Below are 25,126 nucleotides of genomic sequence, written 5' to 3' on the forward strand. Positions count from 1 at the left end.
AACATAGCACCTCTAAGAAAAGTGGTGCCACCCCCGAAAAAGAGACGTCAAATCAGAAGCCTAAATGATCAACAAGGTCAGATCTAAGGTCTGCCTTTTTTCTTGTGTAACTTTTTTGATGGATCGGTATAGCGCCGATACAAAATATTACTAGCTAGTATGATGGCTTCGTGCGAGTCAAGCGCCTCAACCGTTTCAAACTCCATAATGCCGGCTTTATTGATGTAATCGACGCGCCACCACTTTCCCCGAACGTGGACTGCTAACAGTATCTCGAAGTCTTTTTTCATAGGTTCATTTAAGGGGTGGTCATCAATTTACTTTCGAGAGATTCGATACCACTGCCTTTGAACCCACATCTTCACTCTTGGTGAAAAGCTTGCCGCAAAAATAATATCGATAGCTCCCCAAATAAGAGATGCACGGGTGAATTCGATCATGGCAAGCACAAGGAATACAGCCATCAAAAACTGTCTGGGTTTATCTTTTGGAAATAAATCAACCATAAGGGGCATAAATAATAAGGGTTTAAATTAAGGGCTTAATTAATCGCTTAATGACCCTGTTTGAAGTATACAAATGATTACTAGAGCCCCCAAATTAAGGCAAAATAGGCTTTCAACCAAACCTTCTAAGGTTGTAATCCAGTGAGCTTTCGAATTTACCCTCCCGAGTCATCCGAAATTAGTCCAAACTTTTGGATTGATCCCCGATTTATCTATAAAAACCTTGAGCGTTTTTTTGAGGAAGAACGAATTTGTGGTCTCTTTAAGAGTTCTACCGATAAAGAAGGGATCGGTATTAGCGTGCTTGCTGTAGAGCCGAACTGTCTACGCTTAAAAGCAATACCCTCTTCCGATGGAAGCCTTCCCATGGTTGGCTCTACCTATACCTTAGTTACTTTTGTGGATGGGGGGAAGGTACAGTTTGACGTCAAGAATATTCGGGCTACCCAAGAAAACTCCTATGCCTGTGACCTACCCGAAAAGATGGCGGTCATACAACGTCGCAAAGGATTTCGGACTCCCGGTCCAGGTAACTTTGACCGCGATTTCAAGCTCCTTATCTACTTTACTCAGGGTAAAGAAATGATTGCGCAAGTTGTTGATATTTCAGAGGATGGCCTTCAGCTTGATTTGCGTCTGGATGCTGCCGAAATGACGGTTGGTACTATTTGGTCACGTTGCAGCTTTGAACGCTTAAAGATTCGGTCTGAGCCCTTTGATCTAGTCATTCGCAATACTCGACTGAGCCATGAGAGTTCCCGAATTCGGGTGGGCTGTCAATTACTAAACCCCACCCAATTAAACCGCAATGAGTTTGAAAGTACTCGCAATGCCATTCATACTGCACGCATACAGCGCCGCTTAAAGTTTTGGTTTCTGAATGCAAGCTGGTATGCCTAATTGCCAAAGTTATTTTTGGGCTCTGATAACCCTCTTTCTTGCCTCTATTCAAGTGGTAAACGCCCAATCAAACAATAGCGCATGGAAGGCTTTTGGCAGTCTTAGCCATAGTGAAGTCTTTATTCGTGAAAGCGCTATTGAACGGATTGGCGATTATCTGAAGATTTGGGTTTTATACAATTACCATAGCGCCCGAACAAGCCCCAATGAAGAGCTCTATCAATCCGCTACCACCCTCTTTCAATTTGATTGCCAAGATAAGAAATCTCAGAAGCTAAATAGTTACGGTCATGAGGCGGTCAACGGAAAAGGTAGGCAAATTGACTTGCTTGAAAAGAATCCCCTCTGGGTTGAATTGCCCCCAAACTCGATTGGCATGCACCTAATTGAGGCATATTGCCCTAGCCCCCTTGCCGTCAACTAAGGTCAATAGAATCTTGCTCCAATAGTACAATTCATACATGGGATATAACACTGGCGCAATAGAACTGGGTCGCATGAACCTAGAAAAGGGCAAGGTAGATGTCGCCTTTGACATCTTCTTTGATCTAGCAAAAAATGATTTGGATGAAGATGCCCTGTACATGCTAAGCCGCATGACATTTGATGGGCAATTAAATCCCGAGCAGATTGAACAATTCTATGAGTTACAAAATTCAGCTTCGTCGTACGGCAACGGCTACGCCCTCTTTAATGTCGGCTTAATGCATGAACGCGGTCTTGGCAAAGTAAAGCAGGACATTAAGATTGCTGTTCAATATTACGAAAAAGCTATTAAAGAAGAAATGCATGATGCCTTCTGTAATCTAGGCAATATCTATGCCTTAGGTTTGGGTATGGAACAAGGGGTTCCGCGCGATATTTTCAAGGGGCTTGAATTACTTGCTAAGGGAGCAGAGTTTGGCAGCCGTCAATCAGCATTCACGCTTGGCTCTCTTTATGGCAAAGGAGAGTTTATTCCTCAAGACAAGTCTAAAGCAGTGTATTTCTTAGCTTTGGCTTCTAAGATGGGTCACGAGCAAGCAAAACGGGTGTTAATTATTTTTGCACACGCTCATCCTGGCGAGAATTTTGATACTGAGATGGATGAAGCAAATGTTACTTTTGGAAAAATTGACAATATGCGCAAGCTTTATAAGTGCATTTAAAACTAGAGACTAGCCGGAAGTAATTTTTTCCCAGTTTTTCTTAAAGACTTGATTGCTGTCCTGAGGTCCAGAGTCCAAGTCTTTCGATCTTGAAATCATCAATCCATTTAAGCGAGCGCCTGGCTCAATTCCGATTTGGCCGTAGGTCACATCACCATGCACAATTGCGCCATTGTGCAACTCGACACGCTCGGTACAGTAGACATTGCCTTCTACCCGTCCGGCAATAATGACACGGTAGGCATAAATATCACCCTGCACTATGCCATTTTTTCCAACAGCGATACTGACAACGCCGTCTTGGGAGGTCTCAACATTACCAATTACTTTGCCATCGATGCGCAGACTCTCAGAAGCGACTAATCTTCCATGAATCTCAGTCGCCTCACCGATCATTGTCTGAAAAGACTCAACGGTTCTGCCTAAGGTTTTGATCGATTGAGGTTTATTGCCGAACATAACAAATTACTTCTTAATGAAATGACCCTTGATCTTGCCACCGCGCTGAATGTGTACGGACTCGTATGAGACAGAACCATCCACCTCTGCAAGAGGACCGATATTGAGCTCATCGCAATTGATGTCACCAAGGACCCTGCCCTTGACCATCACTTGATCTGAGAATAGCTCGCCTTCTACTAAACCAGTGGAATCAACTAATACGGATTTAGCGGTTACCTTACCCTTGATCACCCCAGAGATATTGAGTACGCCATCAGAGGTAATCGTTCCAACAAATTCAAATCCCTCGCTAATAATCGAAGGCTTAGTAGGGTTGATGCGATTTGAAGACCCTTCATAAACACTTTGCTCAGGCTCTGCGGCTGGCTCAGGCGAGTATTCAGGATACTGATTTTGTGAATTCTCAGAAGAATTATCTTCTGAATCGTTTGGTTTCTTCGAGAACATAAATTACCTAAATATAAAGAATTAGATGAGGTGCAAATCGCCGTGCAAGGATCCGCCTTTTTCGATCTCAATTTCAGCATAGTGAACAGATCCGCCCACCTTGCCGCTTGAGCGAATAATTAAAGATCGTGATGCAGTTAGTTGTTCGGCCACTTCTCCGCGGATATCGACTGACTCGGCAGTGACTTTGCCACGGATCAGACCTGTTGACTCCACAATAACTTGTTTGGCTGACAAATCTCCTTCAACAACCCCTGAAACGGATGCAATGTCGGGCACTGCAAAATTTCCCTTAAGAACAACTCCCTCGCCCACAAAAAGACATCCTGATTGATTCGCCTCTACCATGCAAAACCCTTAATTTTTGTTCACTAATTGGTTATAAACAATGCTATTTGTGGCAATTCCTTCGCAGAACTGCCACAAAATATAAATTTATCACAATTGCGTGTCAAAGTATCATTCGAGGCCCCAAAATGGTGATTTCAGGGAAAACCCTCGTCTTCATTCTTGGCTTAACGCTACCTTAATGCTTCATTTGGCCGCCACCAGAGATATCCCTGACAGGCACCTTAATTTCGACCTCTCCTGCCTTTTGGAACTTCAGCTTGACTGGTACCGACTCGCCAGCCTTTAATGGCGCCTTGATATCCATAAACATGAGATGCAAGCCGCCTGGTTTTAGCTCTACCGATCCGTTGGCAGGCACATCAATTGTCTTGACCTCACGCATTTTCATGACATTGCCATCCATTGCCATGGTGTGCAATTGCATCTCGTTGGCCACGGGCGAGCTAGCCGAGATTAATTGATCGGCGGCGCCCTTATTTTCAATCTTCATAAAGCCACCGGCCACCTTTTGACCAGGGGCTGTGGATCGTGTGTAAGGATTCTCAATCTTGAGTTGACCAACTCGGTACTCTTGATCTTTCTTATCATTGTGCGCAAAGGTGATTGCTGAGAATGCCATCAGGCCGACAACTCCTAAACTTTTTAAATAATTCATTTGCATTTTTGTTTCCTTTCATTATTCATAAAAAAATTACCAACTCATGGTCTTTGTGCCATCCTTAAATAAGGCATCACCCGTTACCTTCGGGGAGCCCATCTTCACCCCAGGTAATAAATCAGATTCCGTCAAACCATAATGTCGCAAGCACATGGGACACATAATCACCTGTCCACCCGCCTTCATGATGTCATTCAATAAGGTTTGTTGCTCTGCATACTTCCCGGCGCCAGACTTCACTCCAATAAAAACGCCCTTATCGCTTAAGAAAACACTCAATGGGTGGCCATTATCAAAATGATGTTTCCCAAAACTAAGGGCCATCCGCGCGCGATGTGGCTCATCGGTAGTAAGACTCACAAATAACGGGTCGTTGGGTCCAGCGCTGACTGAAAAACTAACAGCTACAGCGACGGTCAGTATAAAAATACGCAATGTGTTCATATTCATTCCTAATCATGATTAGATGGTGATACAAAAACCGATTACTCGATGATGTATCCACTACACAAGAATTAAGAAATGTTAGGCGGAGCGTGGGAGGGAAGCTTGACCCAAGCAAAGAGAGGCTTGGGAGATTGAAAGTAAAGAGGTGGGATGACTACAAAAGAAATAGGTGCCTGAAACTGAAGGTCCGTTAACAACGGAATAGCCAGTGGAGTTTGTGCAACACAGTAAGGACAATCGAGCATCACTTCAGATTTGCCATCAGTTTGGAGATCAATCGCCAGTTTGCCGCCGTCAGCAATACAGATCTCCATGGTGAGCCCTTGTGCATCCGCGGCCACTGCAATAGCCTGGGAAATAGATGGGGCTAAAGAACTCATCGCAACAGTGAGTGCCGTAATGTAGTGGATAAGTTTGCGAGAGAACATGCACTAATTTTATCTGTATTTGTGCAGACAAAGAAAAAGGGGCTTGCGCCCCTTAATCTCTCAATTTGCCAGTGGTTTATGCCTTCTTAGCCTTAAGCTTTGAAAACAAGGGCCATAGCAACAGAATAAGTGCCAATGCCGTGATGCTGCCCACGAGGTAGTTCGAGAAGAAAATCCCAAGGCTGCCTTGCGATAACAACATAGCTTGACGGAAAGAATCTTCAGCACGATCGCCAAGCACCAGAGCTAAGACCATCGGGGCCATTGGGTAATCAAGTTTCTTAAAGAGGTAACCCAAAATCCCAAAGCCCAACATGAGCCAGACATCAAACATTGCATTGTGAACAGTAAATGCTCCTACTGCACACACCACAATAATTACCGGTGCAATGATCGAGAATGGAATTCGCAGAATCGATGCGAAGATCGGCACGCAGGTCAACACTACAAAGAGACCGGCAATATTACCGAGATACATACTTGCAATTAGCCCCCAAACAAAATCTGGCTTCTCAACGAATAAGAGTGGTCCTGGCTGTAGACCCCAGATTAAGAGTCCGCCCAACAATACTGCAGCGGTTGGAGACCCTGGGATACCCAAAGAGAGCATCGGCAACAAAGCAGCTGTACCCGCAGCGTGCGCCGCGGTCTCGGGAGCAACGATACCTTCCATCTCTCCCTTACCAAACTTGTCTTTGTTCTTGGACATTTGCTTCGCAACGCCGTAGCTCATGAATGAAGCAGGAGTTGCGCCGCCAGGGGTAATACCCATCCAGCAACCAATCAAACAGCTGCGCAATGAAGTAGCCCAGTACTTAGGTAACTTTGCCCAGGTCTCAAACACCACTTTAGCGCGGATCTTAGCGCTCTTGCCAGAGAACTTTAGGCCCTCTTCCATCGATTGCAAGATCTCGCCAATACCAAAAAGGCCAATCACAGCGATTAAGAAGTCAAAGCCTCGCATGAGTTCGGTAGACCCAAAGGTCAAACGTAATTGACCGGTCACGGTGTCCATACCAACGGCAGCTAAGGCAAAGCCCAACATCATGGCCGAGATCACCTTAAAGGGTGAACCTTTGTTCATGCCTACAAAGCTACAAAAGGTTAGTAGATAGACCGCAAAGAACTCCGGCGGACCAAACTGCAGGGCGAACTTAGCAACCAAAGGTGCCAAAAAGGTAATCATGACGATGGCAAAGAATGCGCCAATAAATGAAGAGGTAAATGCACCCGTGAGCGCCTCACCGGCTTTACCATCTTGAGCCATTGGGTAACCATCAAAGGTCGTAGCGACTGACCAAGGCTCGCCAGGAATATTAAAGAGGATCGAAGTAATCGCCCCACCAAACAGCGCACCCCAATAGATACAAGAGAGCATGATGATTGCTGAGGTAGGAGGCATTGTGAAGGTGAGAGGTAAGAGGATGGCAATACCATTTGCACCACCTAAACCTGGGAGAACTCCAATAATCACGCCGAGGGTGACACCAACCAGCATCAACATGATGTTAAAGGGCGACATCGCAATAGCAAAGCCACCAAATAGGGCGTTAATTTCTTCCAACGTGAGCTCCTTTTTTTCTAATCTTTATCGTTATCGGTGGGCAGACTTATTGCAAGCCAATAAATGCCAATGGGTTAATGAGTGACCCGTGGGGCAATGGGATTTGGAACCAGTACTCAAACATCATGAAGAGCGCAATACTGACACCCAGTCCTACCGCAACTGCCTTCCAAACAACATACTTGCCCAGCCAAACCATAAAGATTGCGATATAAACAGCTGAGGCAACATAAATACCGATGAGCTGAACGCCTAATACGTACACTGCGGCAGGAACCAAGACCGCCATCACTTGACGAAATGGTTCTTTTTCTACAAACGCTTCTTCTGCCTGTTCTTTGTTTTTGAATGCCTGAAACAGAGTAATTGAACTCGAAACTAAAATGATCAAACTAATATAGAACGGGAAGTAGCCAGACTCGGGACCATCACTACCCCACTTTGCTCCTAACTTAATACTGCCAGTCATTACCACTAGACCAACTACGAGGAACATAATGGCAACGATAATCTCCACGACTCTAACGCTGACTACTGAGTTTTGATTTGAGTTCTCTGACATAACTTACTCTTCTTCTAAATAAACAATTAGCTAAAAAAATAAGACCCCGTTATGAGGTCTTATTTCTATTACAACAAATTACTTCGCAAGGAAACCAGCTTCCTTCATCAACTGCGCATGAAGAGCGGCATTCTTTTCCAACCAAGCTACATACTCTTTACCGGTCATGAAGCTTTGGTTAAATGCGCCATCGGCCATGAACTTCTTCCAATCAGCGGTCTCGCGAACTTTCTTGAACAGGTCGATATAGAAATCAACCTGAGCCTGAGTCACGCCTGGTGGCATAAAAATACCGCGCAACATTAGGTAATCGGTATTAACGCCGACTTCCTTACAGGTTGGGACATCATTCCAAGATTGGGTTGCAGTAATTTTTTCCTTGTAAGGCATACGTTGATCATCAAATACGCACTGCGCACGCAACTTACCGGCACGCCATTGAGCGACCGCCTCGATTGGATTGTTTACGGTCGAGTCAACGTGATTACCAACGAGCTGTACCGCAACGTCACCACCTCCTTTAAAAGGAATGTAGGTGAACTTGGTTCCGGTAGCCTTCTCTAGCGCCACAGTAATAATTTGATCCTCTTGCTTAGAGCCCGTTCCAGCCATCCTGAACTTACCGGCACCCGCTGCTTTAGCGGCATCGATATATTCTTTAGCGGATTTATATGGTTTCTCAGCATTGGTCCACAACACAAACTGATCTAAGGCCAACATGGCTACTGGGGTCATTTCTTTCCAGCTAAATGGCACGCCAGTTGCTAATGGGGTAGTAAACAAGTTAGATAAAGTAATAACGATCTTGTGTGGGTCGCCCTTGGCTTCTTTAATCGCCAAGAAACCTTCAGCACCCGCACCCGCTCCCTTGTTTACAGGGATGATCGACTGCTTCATTAAGTTGTTCTTAGTAACAATGCCCTGAATCATGCGAGCCATCTGATCGGCGCCGCCGCCAGGTCCTGCAGGAATCACAAACTCAACTGCTTTCGTTGGTTCCCATTTCGCCTGAGCGTGTGCTGTTGACGTTGCAGCAAACCCAGCCGCAAGCGCAACACTTAATAAAGTGGATTTCAATTTAAAACGCATGGATGCTCCTCCAAATAAAATGACAAAGTTTTTTAATTTGTTATGTGTCTGATTTGTAAACTCATTCTTCAACAAAATAGCGTGCTAGAAATTGACAGACATCAACAAAAGAAAATTTTCACATAAGTAGTACACACCATTACTAGTGAAAACCCGTATTTCAGGTAGGAATCATGAAATAAATCCTGGTGCCGGAAATAGGAATCGAACCTACGACCTTCGCATTACGAATGCGCTGCTCTACCAACTGAGCTATTCCGGCAATAACCCTATGTAAGACAGAGGATTGGATGGAGTGACCACTTCTATTTTAGCCCAGCAAAATCAAGGGCTTTCTCTTCATACTTGCTAATCACAAGCGCGCTGCAATGGCCTTTGTAATGACTTCGCCAACATCGGGCGATAAATGACCAGCCTTTGCAACGTGATGCAAGGCAGCAAGCATGTGCTTTGAATAGGGCTTTGCAAATTTTGGCCAGCGGTCTAAGGCTCTAGCCAAACGTGCTGCCACTTGAGGATTAATCTTGTCCAATGCAATGACACACTCGATCCAGAATCGATAAGCACTTCCATCCGCCTGATGAAATCCTGCTGGGTTATTGAGGCAAAACGCATGGATTAAGCTACGCACACGATTAGGATTATTTAACTTAAAGGCACTGTGTTGCATTAAGGCCTTAACATCCATCAGAATCGATGTTCCTATTTGCGCTGGTCGTGTCGCTTGTAAGGCGAACCATTTATCGATTACTAGGGCATCTTCTGCAAAGCGCTGATAGAAATCAGCTAACGCATTTTTAGCATGTGGGGCATTTACAGCAACCAATGCCTGTAAAGCCGCAAAGCGATCACTCATATTATTGGCGAGCTCATATTGTTCTTCGGCCCTCTCCTGCCAATGAACATCTCCGCTTTCCAAGAGCATCATCAAAGCAAGGTTTTTGAGTGCGCGCTTGCCCATACTTTTAGCATCGGCCCGATATGGCCCTGAGCTTTGATAATCAGTGTAGGTCAATGCCCACTCATCCTGGAGTGCTTGCGCTAATGCTGTTTTAAAACGACGCCTAGCCCAATGAATCTCTTGGGGCTCAACCACTTTGCACTGCTCATATAAATAGGTCTCAGCGGGTAGAGTAAAAATAAGCTCTTTAAAGGCGGGGTCTAAATGAGGATCTTGCAAGATCACTCGGTAAGCATCGATTAATTTGGTATTGGGTAAGCGCCCAGCCAAGATCATTTGTTGGGCTAGTTTTTGAGCCGACTCCCAGCGACTAAAGGGATCGGTGTCTTCAGCCAATAGGGTTAAAAGCTCAGCCTCACTTTGCTTGTGCTCCAAAATGATGGGGGCCGAGAAATCTCGATTGATCGATAAAACTGGTTTAGCAGAAATGTTCTGAACTAACCAGCTTTGCTCTGCTTGCGTGAGCTCTAATAAGACCTCTTGTGCAAAATAGGCTCGCTCTTTTTGAGAGACTTTGCTGCCCTTATCTAGTAGAAGACTTGCTTTTAATGGAATATGAAAAGGCGCCTTCTTGTTCTGCCCTGGCGTCTTTGGGTAATGCTGTCTGAGAGTCAAGCGATACTCTTTTTTCTTAGCATCGTAATTTTCTAACACGGTCACTCGCGGAGTCCCTGCCTGGCTATACCAGTTTTTAAACTGTGTCAGGTCTCGTTGATTGGCATCGGCCATCGCTGCAACAAACTCATCGCAGGTCACTGCCTGACCATCGTGTCGCTTGAAGTAGAGATCCATCCCTTTGCGAAAGCCATCGCGCCCCAATAGAGTTTGATACATGCGCACAACCTCGGCACCCTTCTCGTAAACGGTAACCGTATAGAAGTTATTAATCTCTTGATACTCATCTGGACGAATGGGATGCGCCATCGGGCCCGCATCTTCAGGAAATTGCACTTGACGCAGTAAACGAACGTCCTCAATTCGCTTGACTGCCCGCCCAGAATCAGTACCCATTTGATCGGCTGAGAACTCTTGATCTCTAAAAACTGTTAAGCCTTCCTTGAGCGATAACTGAAACCAATCTCGACAGGTCACGCGGTTACCAGTCCAGTTATGGAAATACTCATGCGCAACAACACTCTCAATATTGGCGTAATCCCCATCGGTTGCCGTCTGCGCATCTGCCAAGACAAATTTGGTATTAAAAATATTGAGGCCCTTGTTCTCCATAGCGCCCATATTGAAATCACCCACGGCCACGATCATGAAGCGCTCCAGATCCAGCTCTAGACCAAAACGCTTCTCATCCCACGCGATCGAACTCTTTAAAGAATCCATTGCATGTTGGGTCTTCTGAAGATCACGCGGCTCAACCCAAATTTGCAGGAGTTTTTGGGCACCGCTTTGAGATTGGACGGATTCTTCTAAACACACTAATTTGCCTGCAACAAGGGCAAATAGGTAGGATGGCTTTGGAAAGGGATCCTCCCAGACCGCTTGATGCCAGCCATCGCCTAGATCTTCACTCGCAATTAAATTGCCATTGGATAAGAGAACAGGATGCTCTTCCTTGCGAGCGCGCAGGGTCACTCGGTAGCGCGCCATCACATCGGGGCGGTCTAAAAAATAAGTAATCTTCCGAAAACCCTCTGCTTCGCACTGTGTAAAGAAATTGCCTCGTGATACATAGAGTCCCATCAGTGAGGTATTTTTATCTGGCTCACAGGAAGTTTTAATTTCTATCTGAAATTTCTGCTTACCCTTGTTGGGCAAGCCATGGATCACCATGCGCTCAGGCGTAATTTCTACATGACGGTGTGCCTGTCCGTTAACCCGCAAACTAATGAACTCGAGATCCTGCCCATCGAGGATTAACGGAACTTCTGGGTGACTGGCCGCCGTATGGGGACTCGGCACGACCTCAATCACGCTCTGGACTATGGTGCGATGGGGCTGTAACTCAAAATCTAGCTCCACTTGGCCAAATTGATAATCGGGCGCCTTGTATTGCAGACGCAAAAAGCTTTTACTAGTTTCAGTTCTCATTACAGAATTCTAATTTGTTATGGTTGTTGGGACTGATATCTCTACGATGACCATACCAAGGTAATGAGTCCGAGGGCAATGAAAATGATGGCTGCTACCCAATGCACAAGCTTAATCGGTAAGCGTTTGGTAAATTGCCTTCCCAACCAAACGGCCGGTGCATTCGCTAACATCATCCCCAAGGTTGTCCCGACTGTGACCAAGAGCACGCTCCCATACTTAGCGCCAAGAGCAATCGTTGCAATCTGTGTTTTGTCGCCCATCTCAGCCAAGAAGAACAAGGCGGTCGTGAGGATGAAGATTTGCCAAGCGCCCTTCGCCTGCTTTGCATTTTCATCTTCCTCCAATTTGTCTGGGATCAATAACCACAGACCAATCGCCAAGAATCCAACTCCCAAGATCCAACGCAAGCTGTCTGGGCTCAAAAAGCCTGCGACCCAATGACCCACGTAAGCAGCGCAGGCGTGATTAACCATTGTTGCAAGGAAGATGCCCCACACAATTGGCCAAGCGTGCTTGGGATAGCGCGCCGCTAGCATGAGGGATAAAAGCTGAGTTTTATCCCCAATTTCAGCAAGAGCAACTACCCCAGTAGAAATAAATAGTCCAGAAAAATCCATATAAATCAGTTATTTAAATAAAAACTATCAATATTTTTAATTAATACAATTTGGCTATCATAGGAAAAAACCCTAAACTGCCCTCATCCTAATTTTTCTGTTGAAAGTAAACCCATGACTTTACGTGAAGGTAACCTGGAAGCCCCAACTCGGCACCCCTTGGATTGGACCAATCCCGACTTTTATAACACCGAGAAACTGGAAGCGGAGATGGAGCGGGTATTTGATCTCTGCCACGGCTGCCGTCGTTGCGTGAACTTATGTGGCTCCTTCCCAGCCCTTTTTGATTTGGTTGATGCTACGGAAGATGGTGAAGTTGCCGGCGTTGCCAAGGCTGACTATCAACAGGTGGTTGATCAATGTTATCTCTGTGATGTGTGTTACATGACCAAGTGTCCTTACACACCGCCACATCCTTGGAATATTGATTTCCCCCATTTGATGCTTCGCGCTAAGGCGGTTCATTTCAAAGAAGGTAAATCGAGTTTGCGCGATAAATTTTTATCCTCTACAGACGCACTCGGACACTTCGCTGGTATTCCTATCGTGACTCAAGCGGTTAATGCATTGAACAGCACTGGGGTTGCGCGCCTAGCGATGGAAGGTGCTTTGGGTGTTGATAAAAAAGCTTGGATCCCAGAATACGCTTCCAAAACTTTTCCACAAATTGCAAAGGCGTCTGCCGCTCACGCTGTGAAAGACGGTCAACGCACTCCCGGTAAAGTGGCGATCTATGCAACCTGCTACATCAACTACAACGAACCTGGGATTGGGCAAGACCTCATCAAGATCCTCAATCACAATCAGATTCCGTATGCATTGGTTGATAAAGAAGCGTGTTGCGGTATGCCCAAATTAGAGTTGGGGGATCTCGAATCTGTAAAAGCAAATAAAGAAATCAATATTCCTAAGCTTTCTAAGTTAGCACGTGAGGGCTATGCAATCGTGACCCCAATTCCTTCGTGTACCTTGATGTTTAAACAAGAATTGCCGCTCATGTTTCCTGAGGATGCTGATGTACAAGCAGTCAAGGAGGCGATGTGGGATCCCTTTGAGTACTTCATTGCACGCAGCAAAGATGGTCTCTTGAACCAAGACTTTAAGGAAGAATTGGGTCATGTTAGTTACCACCTTGCGTGCCACTCACGTGTACAAAATGTTGGCCAGAAAACTGCTGAGGCTCTCAAGCTCATTCCTGGTACTGAAGTGAATGTCGTAGAGCGTTGCTCTGGACACTCGGGCACCTGGGGCGTCAAGAAAGAATTCCATACGATGGCGATGAAAATTGGTCGGCCAGTATTTAGAAGCATGGCAGAAGAGTCTCCCAATTACATTAGTTCAGACTGCCAACTCGCTGGCCATCATATTGCTCAAGGCATGGATGAGCTAGGACTACCAAAAGTAGCGATGGCACATCCTTTAACCCTAATGGCAAAAGCCTACGGACTTTAATCGCTTCAATTTGAAAACAGGATGAATACAGGATCAATAGGTATGGGAAAAATTACGATCGACAGCTTACTAAGTCTTGAGGCTTATCACAAGGCTCGCCCTGAAATGCGGCAACGGGCAATTGCAGAGCGCAAATTACGTACCGTGCACTTAGGCGAGCACCTCACTCTCATTTTTGAGAATGAGTTCTTGATGCGTTATCAAATCCAAGAAATGCTGCGAGTCGAGAAAACCTTTGAAGAAGAAGGTATTCAAGATGAACTTGACGCTTATAACCCCATGGTACCGGGTGGCTCTGATTTCAAAGTCACGATGATGATTGAATACCCCAACGAGGCAGACCGCAAGATTGCTCTGAGCAAACTGGTTGGGGTTGAGGATCGCATCTTTATTGAGGTCGAAGGTCAGCCTAGGGTGTATGTACTAGCGGATGAAGATTTAGAAAGAACTACGTCTGAGAAAACTTCAGCGGTTCACTTCTTACGGATACCTGTTTCAGTCGCCATGAAAGAGGCTTTGAAAGCAGGTGCGCAGATGATGGTGGGTTGCGACCACAAGGGCTACCCCATGCATGTCGAAACCCTCCCTCATGAAACACTGGCCTCTTTAGTTACAGACCTCAGTTAAATACAAGCCGCTGATCGCCCCATCGGCAGCGATGTAATTTAACTTCTACGCCTTCTCAGGTGGGGCAGAAGTGAGATGCCCCTTAAGGACACTCAAATTGTTCTAATCAAGCAACATTGCTATCAAGAGCTAATGAAGCATGAGAAATTTTTTGATTACAGAAAGTTCTTACAGGGATAGCCCTAGTATGTTTTGAAAATTGCGGACGAAAAAAAACCCCAGCAAGCTGGGGTTTTCTCAGACAAGAAGAATTACTTCTTAGGGTCTTTAGCAGCAGGAGCAGCAGCAGCTGGCTTAGCATCCTTCTTTGGCTCTTCTTTCTTAGCTGGAGCGGAACCTTGAGCGAAAACACCAGCAGAGAACAAACCAGCAACTAACATAGCGACGATCTTTTTCATGTAAAACTCCAAAATTAAATTAATAAACGTAGTCTCCTACGGATTTCTTTACAACCACCTTAGTTCAAACCAGTGTAGCTACAAATGGCTCTTACTAAAGCTTATTCCCTCAACGCCTCTCGAAAGAGAACCGTTGACAGATTTATTACTTGAAATATATTTCCAAGTAAAACAGGAGTTTAGCAAAATCTTGCTTAAGAGCCATTGGCTATAAGGGCGAGGAGTTCAGCAGCCGCAACAAAGCCAAATGTTGCCGTTACACTCACCGCAGAGCCATAGCCAGAGCAGGCCAAGCCCCCATTGCCCGCGCCCAGCCTTGGCTCATGGGAGTAAACCGCCCGAATACCCATCGGCTGCTTTAAGTCCCTACTATATGAATGGTTTTTACGTAAGTCTGCCCTTATTTTTGCCAGAAATGGGTCTTGAACCGTTTTAGCTAAATCGGCTGCGCTGACGAAGCTGGGGTTGACCTTGCCTCCCGCGCCACCGCACATCACCAAGCCAATTTGCAATGATCTGCAATAGTGGGCTAAGGCGACCTTTGCAGGAACATCATCGCAGGCATCTACTACATAAGAGCCCTCTGGAATCAACTCCGCCACATTGCCCTCTGCCAGAAAAACATCATGTGTCGTTAGCCGAATAGCTGGATTAATTTTGCGGATCCGCTCAGCCATGGCATCTACTTTTGCCTTGCCAAACTCTCCTTCCATGGCATGCAACTGTCGATTGATATTGCTTGGCGCAATGTGATCAAGATCAATCAACACCAAGTGCCCAATCGCTGAGCGAGCTAAGGCTTCTGCCGCCCAGGAACCAACCCCCCCAAGACCAATCACCACTGCAGTAGCTTGCGTAAACTTTCGGTAAGCGTCTTCACCATAAAGCCTGGCCACCCCCGCAAACCGACGCTCGGGCATCTCTGCCTCCTTGTTCTGATTTACTCTTTCGTTCACCATAAGCTCTCTTTATACTCAATCCATGAATGAAACTTCTCAATCCCTAGCCGCTTTGCGCAAAAACTATACCCTAGGGCAGTTATCTGAAGAGGATGTGCCTAAAGATCCAATTGCCTTATTTGAGACCTGGTTTGCCCAAGCAACTCGTGCGGAGTGCCCTGAACCCAATGCCATGGTTCTAGCAACTGCCAATGCAACCGGCACGCCATCCGCTCGGGTAGTCCTTTTAAAAGGCTTAAGCCAAGGAGATTTTTGTTTCTTCACTAACTATGAAAGTCAAAAGGGTAAGGAATTGGCTGAGCGCCCCCAGGCTTCCTTGCTCTTTCATTGGCATGAACTAGAGCGTCAGGTGCGGATCAATGGGGATGTTACAAAACTAAGCTCTACCGAGAGCGATGAATACTATCTCCAACGTCCGCCTGCGTCTCGCATTGGGGCTTGGGCATCACCCCAAAGCAAAGTGATTGAGAGTCGTGCCTTTTTAGAACAGGAAGAATTACGCTTTCAGAAACAATTTGGTGACAACCCAAAACGCCCACCTCATTGGGGTGGCTATCGTCTCAAGCCCAGCAGTATCGAGTTTTGGCAAGGCCGTCCATCGCGTTTACACGATCGCATTCTCTATGCCCGCGATGGTTCGGGTTGGCAAATTGCTCGATTAGCGCCTTAAACAAATCCTAAGCGTTTTTATCGAATTAGCATTTGGAATGTTTTCTTAAATTTACTGACCTTAGGTCCTACTACTGCCATGCAGTAGCCTTGGAAGGGGTGGGTCTGAAAATAGTTCTGGTGATAGTCTTCTGCTGGATAAAAGGTCGGGGCAGCCTTTATCTCGGTCACAAGCGGACGGCTAAAGTGTTTGCCCTGGCTTAGTTCAGAAACTAGCTCTTTCGCAACATGCATTTGCTCATCATCAAGGGTGAAGATAACGGAGCGATAGCGAGCACCAACATCGTTCCCCTGATAGTTCAGAGTCGTTGGATCATGAATCACAAAAAAGATTTCTAGGATCTGCCGGTAACTTACGATGCGGGGATCAAACTGCAACTGCACTACTTCAGCGTGGCCGGTAGTCTCTGTGCAAACAGTTTCGTAGTCAGGATTGGGCACATGTCCTCCCGCATATCCTGAAACAACCCTCTCAACACCCTTGACCTGCTGATAGACAGCCTCAAGACACCAAAAACAGCCTCCACCTAATATAGCCTGCTGAACTCCATCTGACATAACGCAATTCCTTATCTAGAATACAACTTGATCACTCAATACTAAGCGTACTGCAAAAGCACAGAAAAGTAGACCAACAACAAACCACAATGTTGCGGTCCATCGAGGGTGACGCCTAAAGATCCCCACCAAACCTTGTCCAGCCAAAATCAGGCTAGTTAAATACGTAATGCTAATAACTTGCAAGATGATCGCTAAGAACAGAAAACTGATCGCTGGGTTAGGAAATTCTGGGTCTACAAATTGGGTGAAGAAAGAAATGAAGAAGAAGATAGCCTTCGGATTGGTTAGAGATAAACCCAAAGCCGCAATAAAAGGGTGCATCTGCAATAAACGACCACCCATGGATGTGGCCTTAATTTGCTCTCTTCCCCAATAGCGTTGCCATGCAATTTGGATTAAACCCCAACCAATCCATAGCAAGTAAACTGCGCCCACTAAGCGCAGAACCATAAATAAGGTCGGCGAACTGTGTAACAGCGATGCAGCGCCTAATACCACGGCCAAGATCAACACCGAATCGCCCGCCACGATACCCAAAGACGCCCAAACTCCAGGGCGCCAGCCGGACTGGGAGGCTGTGGTCAAAACATATAAGGAGTTAGGCCCAGGAAGCAAAACAATGGCGATTGTGCCCAAAATAAAGCTGGGCAAATGCACAATTCCCAGCTGCTCCCAGTTGATCCAATAATCCATGACTAGATCATAAACAGGAACCATGTCATAATGGAGAGCTTTTTGAAACATCGCCCCCAGCAATTTACATTTTTCAGCGATTGGTTTTTTACCCCGCTGCCGCTTGTCTGATGGTCGATGCCCTAGACCATCGCGCCTTTTTACCCTGGCGCACAACCGGAGACATCCCCGATGGGGATGTGTAATTGCATGTCAAATTCTGCTGTAGTACCTAACTCATCTTTTGAGTCTTTTAACCTCGCAAGTCCGATCCTTAAAAACATCGAAGCCCTAGGTTATACCCAAGCGACCCCTGTCCAAGCTCAGGTTATTCCTGCGACCTTGGCCGGTGGTGACTGGCTCGTTAGCAGCCAAACCGGAAGCGGCAAAACCGCTGCCTTTCTTCTTCCATTACTCAATAAACTGTTTATTGCCAACCCAAATGGCAGTCCCGTTCCAGGACGTGCACAGCCCAAAATTTTAGTGCTCTGCCCAACCCGCGAACTAGCCCAACAGGTATCAGCCGATGCTATTAATCTGGCTCGTGGCATCAAAGGTCTGCGCATTGCAACCATCATGGGCGGTATGCCATATGGCAAACAAATCCAGGCAATCAAAGGAGCTAGCTTAGTGGTTGCCACACCAGGCCGCTTATTGGATCTCTTTAATACTCGAGCCATTCGTTTAGACCAAGTGGAATGCCTCGTTGTTGACGAAGCCGATCGCATGCTAGACCTTGGCTTTGCTGAAGATCTTGAGGCAATTGATGAGCGTTGCAAACAACGTACACAAACCTTGATGTTCTCAGCTACCTTTGCCCCACGCATTATGAGTTTGGCTTCTAATCTCACCAAAGATGCAGGTCGCATTGAGCTTGCACATGCTGGTGAAGCGCATGCCAATATCTCCCAGAAACTGCATTGGGCTGACAATATGGCGCATAAGCATCGCTTGTTAGAGCATCTCTTGTCGGATCCCGATCTTGATCAAGCGGTTGTGTTTGCTAGCACCCAAATCGAGAGTGAAAAGATTGCTGATAGCTTGCGTGCCAATGGCTATCAAGCCAGCGCCTTGCATGGTGCAATGCCTCAAGCAGTTCGCAATCGTCGTCTTGATTCTTTACGTAAAGGACAGACTCGAATCTTGGTCGCTACCGATGTGGCAGCACGCGGTATTGATGTACCCCGCATTAGTCACGTCATTAATTTTGGCTTACCCATGAAACCCGAAGACTATACCCACCGCATTGGTCGTACCGGCCGCGCTGGACGAAATGGTATTGCCATTACGCTTGCAGAGCATCGCGATAGAGTTAAGATCAAGGCGATTGAACGCTTTACGCAACAGCCTATGGCCGCTGCTGAGATCGCTGGTTTAGAGCCTCAAAATAAACCGAGCTTTAATAAGCCAAACCATCGCCCTGGTGCCGGTGCAAAACGCGGCAAGCCTAAATTTGCAGGTCAAGGTCGTCCGGGTGGTTCCAATGCGCGCTTTAGCCCCCGTTCGGGTTCACGTTCGGGTTCGTTTCAGAACGCTAATAGCAAACACTAACTCTTAGCCTTCTATGTTGCAGCGGAAGTCTCGCTCTCCATCGTGCTGGCAGGTCCTTGAAAATGGTGCACCCTTGGGTGCACCATTATTCTTACAAGACTGGCTGAGTGACACGGGCTCTCTTACCCGCAAATTAGAATCCACACTTCGTTACAAGCAAGACGAACATTTGGAACTCCGCATTCTGGCAGACTGTAGACAAAATCTAGTCTCCTCCGAGAAGTCATTCTTTAGGCGCCCCCTATCTCGCTCTCGTATTCGGGAGGTTGTTTTATGTGATCAAGGTGAGCCCATCATTGTGGCCAGAAGCGTATTACCAATTAGCAGCTCGATTGGTACCAACCATCGCATTCTTAAGCTAGGGCATAAACCTCTGGGTGCAGTTTTATTTGCAAAGGATTTACGCGGTCGTTTTCGTCCAGTACGCGAGATTGTTCGCTTAGATCATCATCATCCTGAATGGAAAGCATGCCAGAGACGCTTTAAAGATTTACCCAAACGGGTATGGGCTCGCCGCACCCTTTATCAGCTCAATGGCCACCCGCTTTTGGTAATGGAGATTTTTTTACCTGCTCTCCAAGCCAAACTAAAGCAGCTTGGGCAATAGACTCATCACCTGGATCACACACTGCTACCTCAGTAAAGCCAATCTCCTTAGCAACCTTTGCAATATTAGGATGAGAGCAAAGAGCATGACTCTCTGCAAAAGATGGAAGAATGGTTCCAAGATGACGCACTGCCTCCGATGAAGTTAACAACCAGAGACTTGTATTTGCATCGAGTCCCTGAACTGCTTGCCACTGATTACTCGAAGAATCTAAAGGGATACGGGTATAGATCGATAAGGCCTCTACTGCGGCACCAGCGGCTTGCAAATGATCCAATAAGGACTCACGCCCACCCTCGCCTTTCAGTATCACTACTGAATACGCCTGCCAATCCTGAATATGGTTTTGGAGGGCTCTCCATAAGCCCTCTGAATCCGATTGACTGGCGTTGGCCGGCATCACAATCGCACCAGCCTCAACCCCATGTCGCAATAGCGCATCACGGCTACTGCTTCCAACGACCCCGACCCGTGTTTGCGTATTGACCAGATCGCCCCAGACCATTCCCGCATCCGTAATGGAGCGCATGGTGCACTCTATGGCATTAGGGCTTACAAAGATGATAAGTTTGGCGTTTCTAAGTGCCTTTGATATTGCAGTAACAGTCCCAGAATCATTTTTAGGAACAATGGTGAGCAGGGGCAGGCCAAGCACATTTACTGCAATTGCTTGAGTCTGAGCACCGCCCCGGATTAACTCGATTAATCGTCTCGCTTGACCACTGGGTCGAGTAACAATAATGGCTGGATCGCTAGCCATCCCAAATCCTATTGCGGTAATAAGGCGGCAGCACCTTTAGCCAATAGATCATCGGCAATCGCGAGTCCAAAAGCCTCGGCCTCGTCATAGGAGGCAATCGTTCGCTCGCCAGTTGCTAAACAAATCTGACTCCCATCCGTACTAGCAACATAGGAACGTAAGCTCATCTCGTTGGCAGATTTCCACTGGGCATGGGCAGCCAATGGCACCTCACACGAGCCGCCAAGTTTGCGGGAAACCGCGCGTTCAGCTGTTACAGCTAAAGCGGTTGGTAAATCATTTAAAGGCGCTAACCACGCTTTCACCTCAGGGTGAGCGCTTAAGGTCTCAATGCCTAAGGCGCCCTGCCCTGCGGCGGGGGTGTGGGGATCAAAAGGTAATAATGCTTTGATACGAGCACTCATACCTAAGCGCTTTAAGCCAGCGGCTGCCAAAATAATGGCTTGGTACTCGCCACGATCGAGTTTTGCCATGCGCGTATCTAAATTGCCCCGCAATGGTTCTACCTTGAGTTGGGGGTAATTGCTCCGAATAATCGCTTCGCGCCGCAAACTGGATGTTCCAACCACCGACCCTGGTGGTAACTCCGCTAGACTAGCGTAGTTATTGGATACCAAAGCATCCCGAGCATCCTCGCGCACCATTACACAGGACAAATCAAAGCCGGGCGGCATCACCATGGGAACATCTTTGAGGGAATGGACTGCTAGGTCAGCTCGGCCATCCTCTAGGGCGGTCTCTAGCTCTTTCACAAAGAGACCCTTCCCCCCGACTTTGGAAAGGGCTCGATCTAGGATTTGATCCCCCTTGGTGGTCATTCCTAAGATACGGACATCGCAGTCTGGATATAGCTTGCGCAGGCAATCTTGGACGTGTTCAGCTTGCCACATTGCAAGCCGGCTCTCTCGGGAGGCAATTATTAAACGCTTTGGGCTCATAAGGACGACTTAAGAATTAAAATGAATCATTACTGCACACAATATACTGTGTTTATGAGCTCACCTAAAAATTCTTTAGCCAATAAGTCCAAAGCGTGGTCTGGCCGCTTTGCAGAACCGGTCGCCGCCCTCGTGCAAGCCTATACCTCATCCCTGCACTTCGATCAACGTCTAGCCTTAGTAGATATCGCAGGCTCACTGGCCCATGCCGAGATGCTGGCCGCTCAAAAAATTATCTCTAAATCTGACTTTCTAGCTATTCAAAAAGGGATGGCACAAATTGAGAAGGAGATTCTTGCGGGTAAGTTTGATTGGCAATTAGCCTTGGAGGATGTCCATCTCAATATTGAGGCTCGTCTTACCAAACTCATTGGTGATGCTGGCAAGCGTTTACATACTGGTCGCTCACGCAATGATCAAGTGGCAACCGATATTCGATTATGGCTTCGTACTGAGATAGATCAGATTCTGGTAGATCTCAAGCGCTTACGTACTGCTTTGCTCGATCAAGCAGAAAAGCATGCGGCCACCATCATGCCGGGCCATACCCATTTACAAGTGGCGCAACCGGTTACGTTTGGCCATCATCTAATGGCCTATTACGAAATGTTTACCCGCGATGCGCAACGTCTGACAGATTGCCGTCGGCGCGTCAATCAACTGCCTTTGGGTGCGGCGGCCCTAGCAGGCACTAGCTATCCGATTGATCGGGAGCGGGTTGCCAAAACGCTTGGTTTTGAAGGTGTCTGCCAGAACTCCCTTGATGCAGTCTCTGACCGTGATTTTGCAATCGAGTTTTGTGCAGCGGCTGCAATGTTCATGATGCACGTATCACGCCTATCTGAAGAACTCATTTTGTGGCTTAGTCCCCGCTTTGGCTTTATTGATCTGCCAGATCGTTTTTGTACGGGTAGCTCCATCATGCCGCAAAAGAAGAATCCTGATGTTCCCGAACTGGCTCGCGGTAAAACAGGTCGGGTCAATGGTGATCTGATAGCGTTACTCACCTTAATGAAGGGTCAGCCTTTAGCGTATAACAAAGACAATCAAGAAGATAAAGAGCCTTTATTTGATGCAGTGGACACGATAGCGCAAACCTTGCAAATCTTTGCCGATATGGTGCCTCAAATCTCTGTAAACCAAGAAATAATGCTTAGCGCTGCCGAGGAGGGTTTTGCGACAGCAACGGATCTCGCAGATTACTTGGTGAAAAAAGGTATGCCATTTCGGGATGCCCATGAATCTGTAGCGCATGCGGTCAAGTTATGCGTCAAAAAGAATTGTGCTTTGAGCGATCTAAGCCTAGCGGATCTCATTAAAGCTTGTGGCCTAAATCCTAAATCAAACTCAATTGATAAAGATGTATTCACCTTACTAAGCCCCAAGGGGTCAGTACACTCCCGCAATCACATCGGCGGGACTGCGCCAAAGCAGGTGCTAGCTGCGATTAAGCGCGCTCGCACTTCGCTAAAAAAATAATTGGGGTATCAACCCTAGGTGCGAACGCAGTCTACGTAGTAGCCGTTATCGCCCTCAGCGTTCTTCACGAGCCCATGAATATCGGTCTCAAATCCAGGGAACTGTTGATTAAAGTCACGGGCAAATCGCAAGTAATCAACGATTGATTTATTAAAACGCTCCCCAGGGATTAGGAGTGGAATGCCGGGCGGATAAGGAGTTACCAGCATTGCGGTAACTCGGCCTTCTAACTCATCAATGGGCACTCGATCAATGTCTTTATGAGCCATCTTGCTCCATGCATCAGCCGGAATCATGGCGGGTTCCATATTGGATAAATACATCTCCGTGGTCATGCGCGCTACATCACGGCTCTTATAAAAAGAATGAATCTGTGCGGAGATCTCTTGCAGGCCTACTCGTTCGTAACGTGGATGTTTTGCAACAAACTCGGGCAAGACCTTCCATAAGGGCTGGTTCTTATCAAAGTGATCCTTAAATTGCTGGAGTTCGGTCACCAAGGTGTTCCAGCGCCCTTTTGTAATGCCAATGGTGAACATAATGAAGAACGAATATAAGCCGGTCTTCTCCACGATCACGCCGTGCTCAGCAAGATATTTGGTAACAATGCTCGCCGGTATCCCAATCTCTGCAAAATTACCTTCGATATCCAGGCCAGGAGTAACGATCGAAGCTTTAATCGGATCGAGCATATTAAAGCCCTTGGCCAGATTACCAAAATCATGCCAATAGGCCTTGGGTTCTAAGATCCAATCTTCACGCGTGCCAATACCCTCATCCGCTAAATGATCGGGGCCCCAGACCTTAAACCACCAGTCAGCGCCAAGCTCATCATCCACCTTGCGCATTGCTCTACGAAAATCCAATGCTTCCGCAATCGACTCTTCCACCAAGGTGGTGCCGCCTGGTGAATCCATCATGGCAGCCGAGACATCACAGGAAGCAATAATGGCGTACTGTGGGCTTGTTGAGGTGTGCATCAAATAAGCCTCATTAAAGCAATCGCGGTCAAGCTTACGTTCTTCAGCATCCTGCACTAAAACCTGCGAGGCTTGTGAGAGGCCCGCTAATAATTTATGAGTTGATTGGGTCGAGAACATCATGCTCTTCTTAGTGCGCTTACGGTTTTGCCCGAAAGCGTGCATATCTTGATAGAAGGGATGAAAGGCAGCGTGTGGTAACCACGCTTCATCAAAATGCAAGCTGTCTACCTTGCCATCGAGCATCGACTTGATCATCTCGACGTTATACAAAATGCCATCATAGGTACTCTGTGTAATGGTTAATACACGGGGTACGACATTCTTATCTTTAATAAAGGGGTTGGCATCAATCTTCTTCTTGATGTTGGCCCACTCAAACTCCTCTTTGGGAATGGGACCAATAATGCCCAAATGATTCCGGGTTGGCATTAGAAACACTGGTATAGCGCCCATCATCATGATTGAATGAATCACTGATTTATGGCAATTGCGGTCTACCAAGACCACGTCGCCTGGGGCAACGGTCGAATGCCAGACAATTTTGTTAGAGGTTGATGTGCCATTGGTGACAAAGAACAAATGGTCTGCACTAAAGATTCGGGCGGCATTGCGCTCGCTCGCCACCACGGGGCCTGTATGGTCTAGTAACTGGCCAAGCTCTTCCACCGCATTACAAACATCGGCGCGTAACATGTTCTCCCCAAAGAACTGATGGAACATCCGGCCAACAGGACTCTTTAGAAAAGCAACTCCACCCGAGTGTCCCGGGCAATGCCAAGAATAAGAGCCCTCTGAGGCATAGTGTGTGAGCGCTCGAAAGAATGGAGGGGCTAAAGAATCTAAATACACCTTCGCCTCACGAATAATATGGCGCGCTACGAACTCAGGAGTATCTTCGTTCATATGAATGAAGCCATGTAACTCGCGCAAGATATCGTTAGGAATGTGGCGTGAGGTCCGGGTCTCGCCGTACAAGAAGATCGGAATATCTTCATTACGCTTTCGTACCTCGACCACAAAGGATCGTAGATTGCTGATCGCAGGAAGATCACTTTCGTCTGCATCAATTGCTGCATCAAACTCTTCATCATCAATCGACAAAATAAAGCATGATGCACGTGAGGCCTGTTGTGCAAACGAGGTGAGATCACCATAACTGGTGAGGCCAATCACCTCAATCCCCTCCCCCTCAATGGCAAGTGCTAAATCGCGAATGCCTGAACCTGAAATATTTTCAGAACGGAAGTCTTCATCAATGATGATGATCGGAAAACGAAATTTCAT

At 46.8% G+C, this 25,126-nt stretch carries 28 protein-coding genes and 1 tRNA gene; 9 read left to right on the forward strand and 20 right to left on the reverse strand.

From position 1 onward, the window contains the following. Nucleotides 1–83: 83 nt before the first annotated feature. A complete protein-coding gene (locus NKE59_RS07610) occupies nucleotides 84–290 on the reverse strand; it encodes a hypothetical protein (protein WP_353438380.1) in 207 nt (68 codons plus the stop codon). Nucleotides 291–647: 357 nt separating this feature from the next. On the opposite strand from NKE59_RS07610, the gene NKE59_RS07615 reads away from it, so the two are divergent. The 3 genes from NKE59_RS07615 to NKE59_RS07625 are packed head-to-tail and all read left to right on the forward strand — an operon-like array spanning nucleotide 648 to nucleotide 2,554. Further along, nucleotides 648–1,406 carry a PilZ domain-containing protein gene (locus NKE59_RS07615; RefSeq protein ID WP_353438381.1) on the forward strand — a complete coding sequence of 253 codons (759 nt, stop codon included), beginning with the start codon at nucleotides 648–650 and terminating at the stop codon, nucleotides 1,404–1,406. Next, nucleotides 1,399–1,830, forward strand: coding sequence for a surface-adhesin E family protein (locus tag NKE59_RS07620; protein WP_353438382.1), 432 nt, complete (start codon nucleotides 1,399–1,401; stop codon nucleotides 1,828–1,830). Before NKE59_RS07615 ends, NKE59_RS07620 begins: the two co-directional genes overlap by 8 nt. A 37-nt stretch (nucleotides 1,831–1,867) precedes the next feature. Further along, a complete protein-coding gene (locus NKE59_RS07625; protein ID WP_353438383.1) occupies nucleotides 1,868–2,554 on the forward strand; it encodes a tetratricopeptide repeat protein in 687 nt (228 codons plus the stop codon). Between the two features lie 9 nt (nucleotides 2,555–2,563). On the opposite strand, the gene NKE59_RS07630 is transcribed toward NKE59_RS07625, so the two are convergent. The 12 genes from NKE59_RS07630 to NKE59_RS07685 form a co-directional block, all read right to left on the reverse strand. Then, entirely contained in the window at nucleotides 2,564–3,013 is a 450-nt protein-coding gene (locus NKE59_RS07630) for a polymer-forming cytoskeletal protein (RefSeq protein ID WP_353438384.1), read from the reverse strand. 6 nt (nucleotides 3,014–3,019) lie between these two features. Continuing rightward, the gene (locus NKE59_RS07635; protein WP_353438385.1) at nucleotides 3,020–3,463 is read right to left on the reverse strand and encodes a polymer-forming cytoskeletal protein; all 444 of its coding nucleotides are present in this window, start codon (nucleotides 3,461–3,463) and stop codon (nucleotides 3,020–3,022) included. A gap of 21 nt (nucleotides 3,464–3,484) precedes the next feature. Continuing rightward, on the reverse strand, nucleotides 3,485–3,811 hold the full coding sequence (locus NKE59_RS07640; RefSeq protein WP_353438386.1) for a polymer-forming cytoskeletal protein: 327 nt from the start codon (nucleotides 3,809–3,811) through the stop codon (nucleotides 3,485–3,487). A 178-nt stretch (nucleotides 3,812–3,989) separates the two neighbouring features. Then, the gene (locus NKE59_RS07645; RefSeq protein WP_353438387.1) at nucleotides 3,990–4,475 is read right to left on the reverse strand and encodes a copper chaperone PCu(A)C; all 486 of its coding nucleotides are present in this window, start codon (nucleotides 4,473–4,475) and stop codon (nucleotides 3,990–3,992) included. Nucleotides 4,476–4,505: 30 nt separating this feature from the next. Next, nucleotides 4,506–4,916, reverse strand: a complete 411-nt coding sequence (locus NKE59_RS07650) for a DsrE family protein (protein ID WP_353438388.1) — start codon at nucleotides 4,914–4,916, stop codon at nucleotides 4,506–4,508. A 71-nt stretch (nucleotides 4,917–4,987) separates the two neighbouring features. Continuing rightward, the gene (locus NKE59_RS07655; RefSeq protein WP_353438389.1) at nucleotides 4,988–5,347 is read right to left on the reverse strand and encodes a DUF2946 family protein; all 360 of its coding nucleotides are present in this window, start codon (nucleotides 5,345–5,347) and stop codon (nucleotides 4,988–4,990) included. A gap of 76 nt (nucleotides 5,348–5,423) precedes the next feature. Further along, a complete protein-coding gene (locus tag NKE59_RS07660; protein ID WP_353438390.1) occupies nucleotides 5,424–6,911 on the reverse strand; it encodes a tripartite tricarboxylate transporter permease in 1,488 nt (495 codons plus the stop codon). A gap of 46 nt (nucleotides 6,912–6,957) precedes the next feature. After that, the gene (locus NKE59_RS07665) at nucleotides 6,958–7,473 is read right to left on the reverse strand and encodes a tripartite tricarboxylate transporter TctB family protein (protein WP_353438391.1); all 516 of its coding nucleotides are present in this window, start codon (nucleotides 7,471–7,473) and stop codon (nucleotides 6,958–6,960) included. A 78-nt stretch (nucleotides 7,474–7,551) separates the two neighbouring features. Next, on the reverse strand, nucleotides 7,552–8,562 hold the full coding sequence (locus tag NKE59_RS07670; protein WP_353438392.1) for a tripartite tricarboxylate transporter substrate-binding protein: 1,011 nt from the start codon (nucleotides 8,560–8,562) through the stop codon (nucleotides 7,552–7,554). Between the two features lie 186 nt (nucleotides 8,563–8,748). After that, nucleotides 8,749–8,824 (reverse strand) — tRNA-Thr (locus NKE59_RS07675). A 90-nt stretch (nucleotides 8,825–8,914) separates the two neighbouring features. Continuing rightward, the gene (pepN, locus tag NKE59_RS07680) at nucleotides 8,915–11,566 is read right to left on the reverse strand and encodes an aminopeptidase N (RefSeq protein WP_353438393.1); all 2,652 of its coding nucleotides are present in this window, start codon (nucleotides 11,564–11,566) and stop codon (nucleotides 8,915–8,917) included. 41 nt (nucleotides 11,567–11,607) lie between these two features. Next, complete coding sequence (locus tag NKE59_RS07685) at nucleotides 11,608–12,186, reverse strand: TMEM165/GDT1 family protein (RefSeq protein WP_353438394.1); 579 nt, start codon at nucleotides 12,184–12,186, stop codon at nucleotides 11,608–11,610. 114 nt (nucleotides 12,187–12,300) lie between these two features. Between NKE59_RS07685 and NKE59_RS07690 the strand changes: the two genes are divergently transcribed. Both NKE59_RS07690 and NKE59_RS07695 read left to right on the forward strand, forming a co-directional pair. Further along, nucleotides 12,301–13,638 (forward strand): heterodisulfide reductase-related iron-sulfur binding cluster, encoded by a 1,338-nt coding sequence (locus NKE59_RS07690; protein WP_353438395.1) that lies wholly within the window; start codon nucleotides 12,301–12,303, stop codon nucleotides 13,636–13,638. 21 nt (nucleotides 13,639–13,659) lie between these two features. Beyond that, nucleotides 13,660–14,265 (forward strand): DUF3501 family protein, encoded by a 606-nt coding sequence (locus tag NKE59_RS07695; RefSeq protein ID WP_353438396.1) that lies wholly within the window; start codon nucleotides 13,660–13,662, stop codon nucleotides 14,263–14,265. A 251-nt stretch (nucleotides 14,266–14,516) separates the two neighbouring features. Here the strand turns inward: NKE59_RS07695 and NKE59_RS07700 are convergent, their stop codons facing one another. Continuing rightward, complete coding sequence (locus tag NKE59_RS07700) at nucleotides 14,517–14,663, reverse strand: hypothetical protein (protein WP_353438397.1); 147 nt, start codon at nucleotides 14,661–14,663, stop codon at nucleotides 14,517–14,519. Nucleotides 14,664–14,857: 194 nt separating this feature from the next. Beyond that, the gene (locus tag NKE59_RS07705) at nucleotides 14,858–15,622 is read right to left on the reverse strand and encodes a tRNA threonylcarbamoyladenosine dehydratase (RefSeq protein WP_353438398.1); all 765 of its coding nucleotides are present in this window, start codon (nucleotides 15,620–15,622) and stop codon (nucleotides 14,858–14,860) included. A 22-nt stretch (nucleotides 15,623–15,644) separates the two neighbouring features. Here NKE59_RS07705 and pdxH point away from each other — a divergent pair, with 22 nt between their 5' ends. After that, nucleotides 15,645–16,292: a pyridoxamine 5'-phosphate oxidase gene (gene pdxH, locus NKE59_RS07710; RefSeq protein WP_353438399.1), complete on the forward strand. Its 648-nt coding sequence runs from the start codon at nucleotides 15,645–15,647 to the stop codon at nucleotides 16,290–16,292. 17 nt (nucleotides 16,293–16,309) lie between these two features. Here pdxH and msrA read toward each other — a convergent pair whose 3' ends face one another. Then, nucleotides 16,310–16,849: a peptide-methionine (S)-S-oxide reductase MsrA gene (msrA, locus tag NKE59_RS07715; protein WP_353438400.1), complete on the reverse strand. Its 540-nt coding sequence runs from the start codon at nucleotides 16,847–16,849 to the stop codon at nucleotides 16,310–16,312. Between the two features lie 15 nt (nucleotides 16,850–16,864). Beyond that, the gene (gene leuE / locus NKE59_RS07720) at nucleotides 16,865–17,545 is read right to left on the reverse strand and encodes a leucine efflux protein LeuE (protein WP_353438401.1); all 681 of its coding nucleotides are present in this window, start codon (nucleotides 17,543–17,545) and stop codon (nucleotides 16,865–16,867) included. A gap of 189 nt (nucleotides 17,546–17,734) precedes the next feature. Here leuE and NKE59_RS07725 point away from each other — a divergent pair, with 189 nt between their 5' ends. Further along, nucleotides 17,735–19,075, forward strand: a complete 1,341-nt coding sequence (locus tag NKE59_RS07725) for a DEAD/DEAH box helicase (RefSeq protein WP_353438402.1) — start codon at nucleotides 17,735–17,737, stop codon at nucleotides 19,073–19,075. Between the two features lie 13 nt (nucleotides 19,076–19,088). Further along, entirely contained in the window at nucleotides 19,089–19,682 is a 594-nt protein-coding gene (locus NKE59_RS07730) for a chorismate lyase (RefSeq protein ID WP_353438403.1), read from the forward strand. Here NKE59_RS07730 and NKE59_RS07735 read toward each other — a convergent pair. Further along, nucleotides 19,606–20,442 carry a uroporphyrinogen-III synthase gene (locus NKE59_RS07735; RefSeq protein ID WP_353438404.1) on the reverse strand — a complete coding sequence of 279 codons (837 nt, stop codon included), beginning with the start codon at nucleotides 20,440–20,442 and terminating at the stop codon, nucleotides 19,606–19,608. The genes NKE59_RS07730 and NKE59_RS07735 overlap by 77 nt on opposite strands. Before the next feature lie 8 nt (nucleotides 20,443–20,450). Further along, nucleotides 20,451–21,380: a hydroxymethylbilane synthase gene (gene hemC / locus NKE59_RS07740; protein WP_353438405.1), complete on the reverse strand. Its 930-nt coding sequence runs from the start codon at nucleotides 21,378–21,380 to the stop codon at nucleotides 20,451–20,453. Between the two features lie 54 nt (nucleotides 21,381–21,434). Between hemC and argH the strand changes: the two genes are divergently transcribed. Further along, nucleotides 21,435–22,859, forward strand: coding sequence for an argininosuccinate lyase (argH, locus tag NKE59_RS07745; protein WP_353438406.1), 1,425 nt, complete (start codon nucleotides 21,435–21,437; stop codon nucleotides 22,857–22,859). Between the two features lie 14 nt (nucleotides 22,860–22,873). Here the strand turns inward: argH and NKE59_RS07750 are convergent, their stop codons facing one another. Beyond that, entirely contained in the window at nucleotides 22,874–25,126 is a 2,253-nt protein-coding gene (locus NKE59_RS07750; protein ID WP_353438407.1) for an arginine/lysine/ornithine decarboxylase, read from the reverse strand.

This window comes from Polynucleobacter sp. UK-FUSCHL-C3 (assembly GCF_040409815.1).
GTDB lineage: Bacteria > Pseudomonadota > Gammaproteobacteria > Burkholderiales > Burkholderiaceae > Polynucleobacter.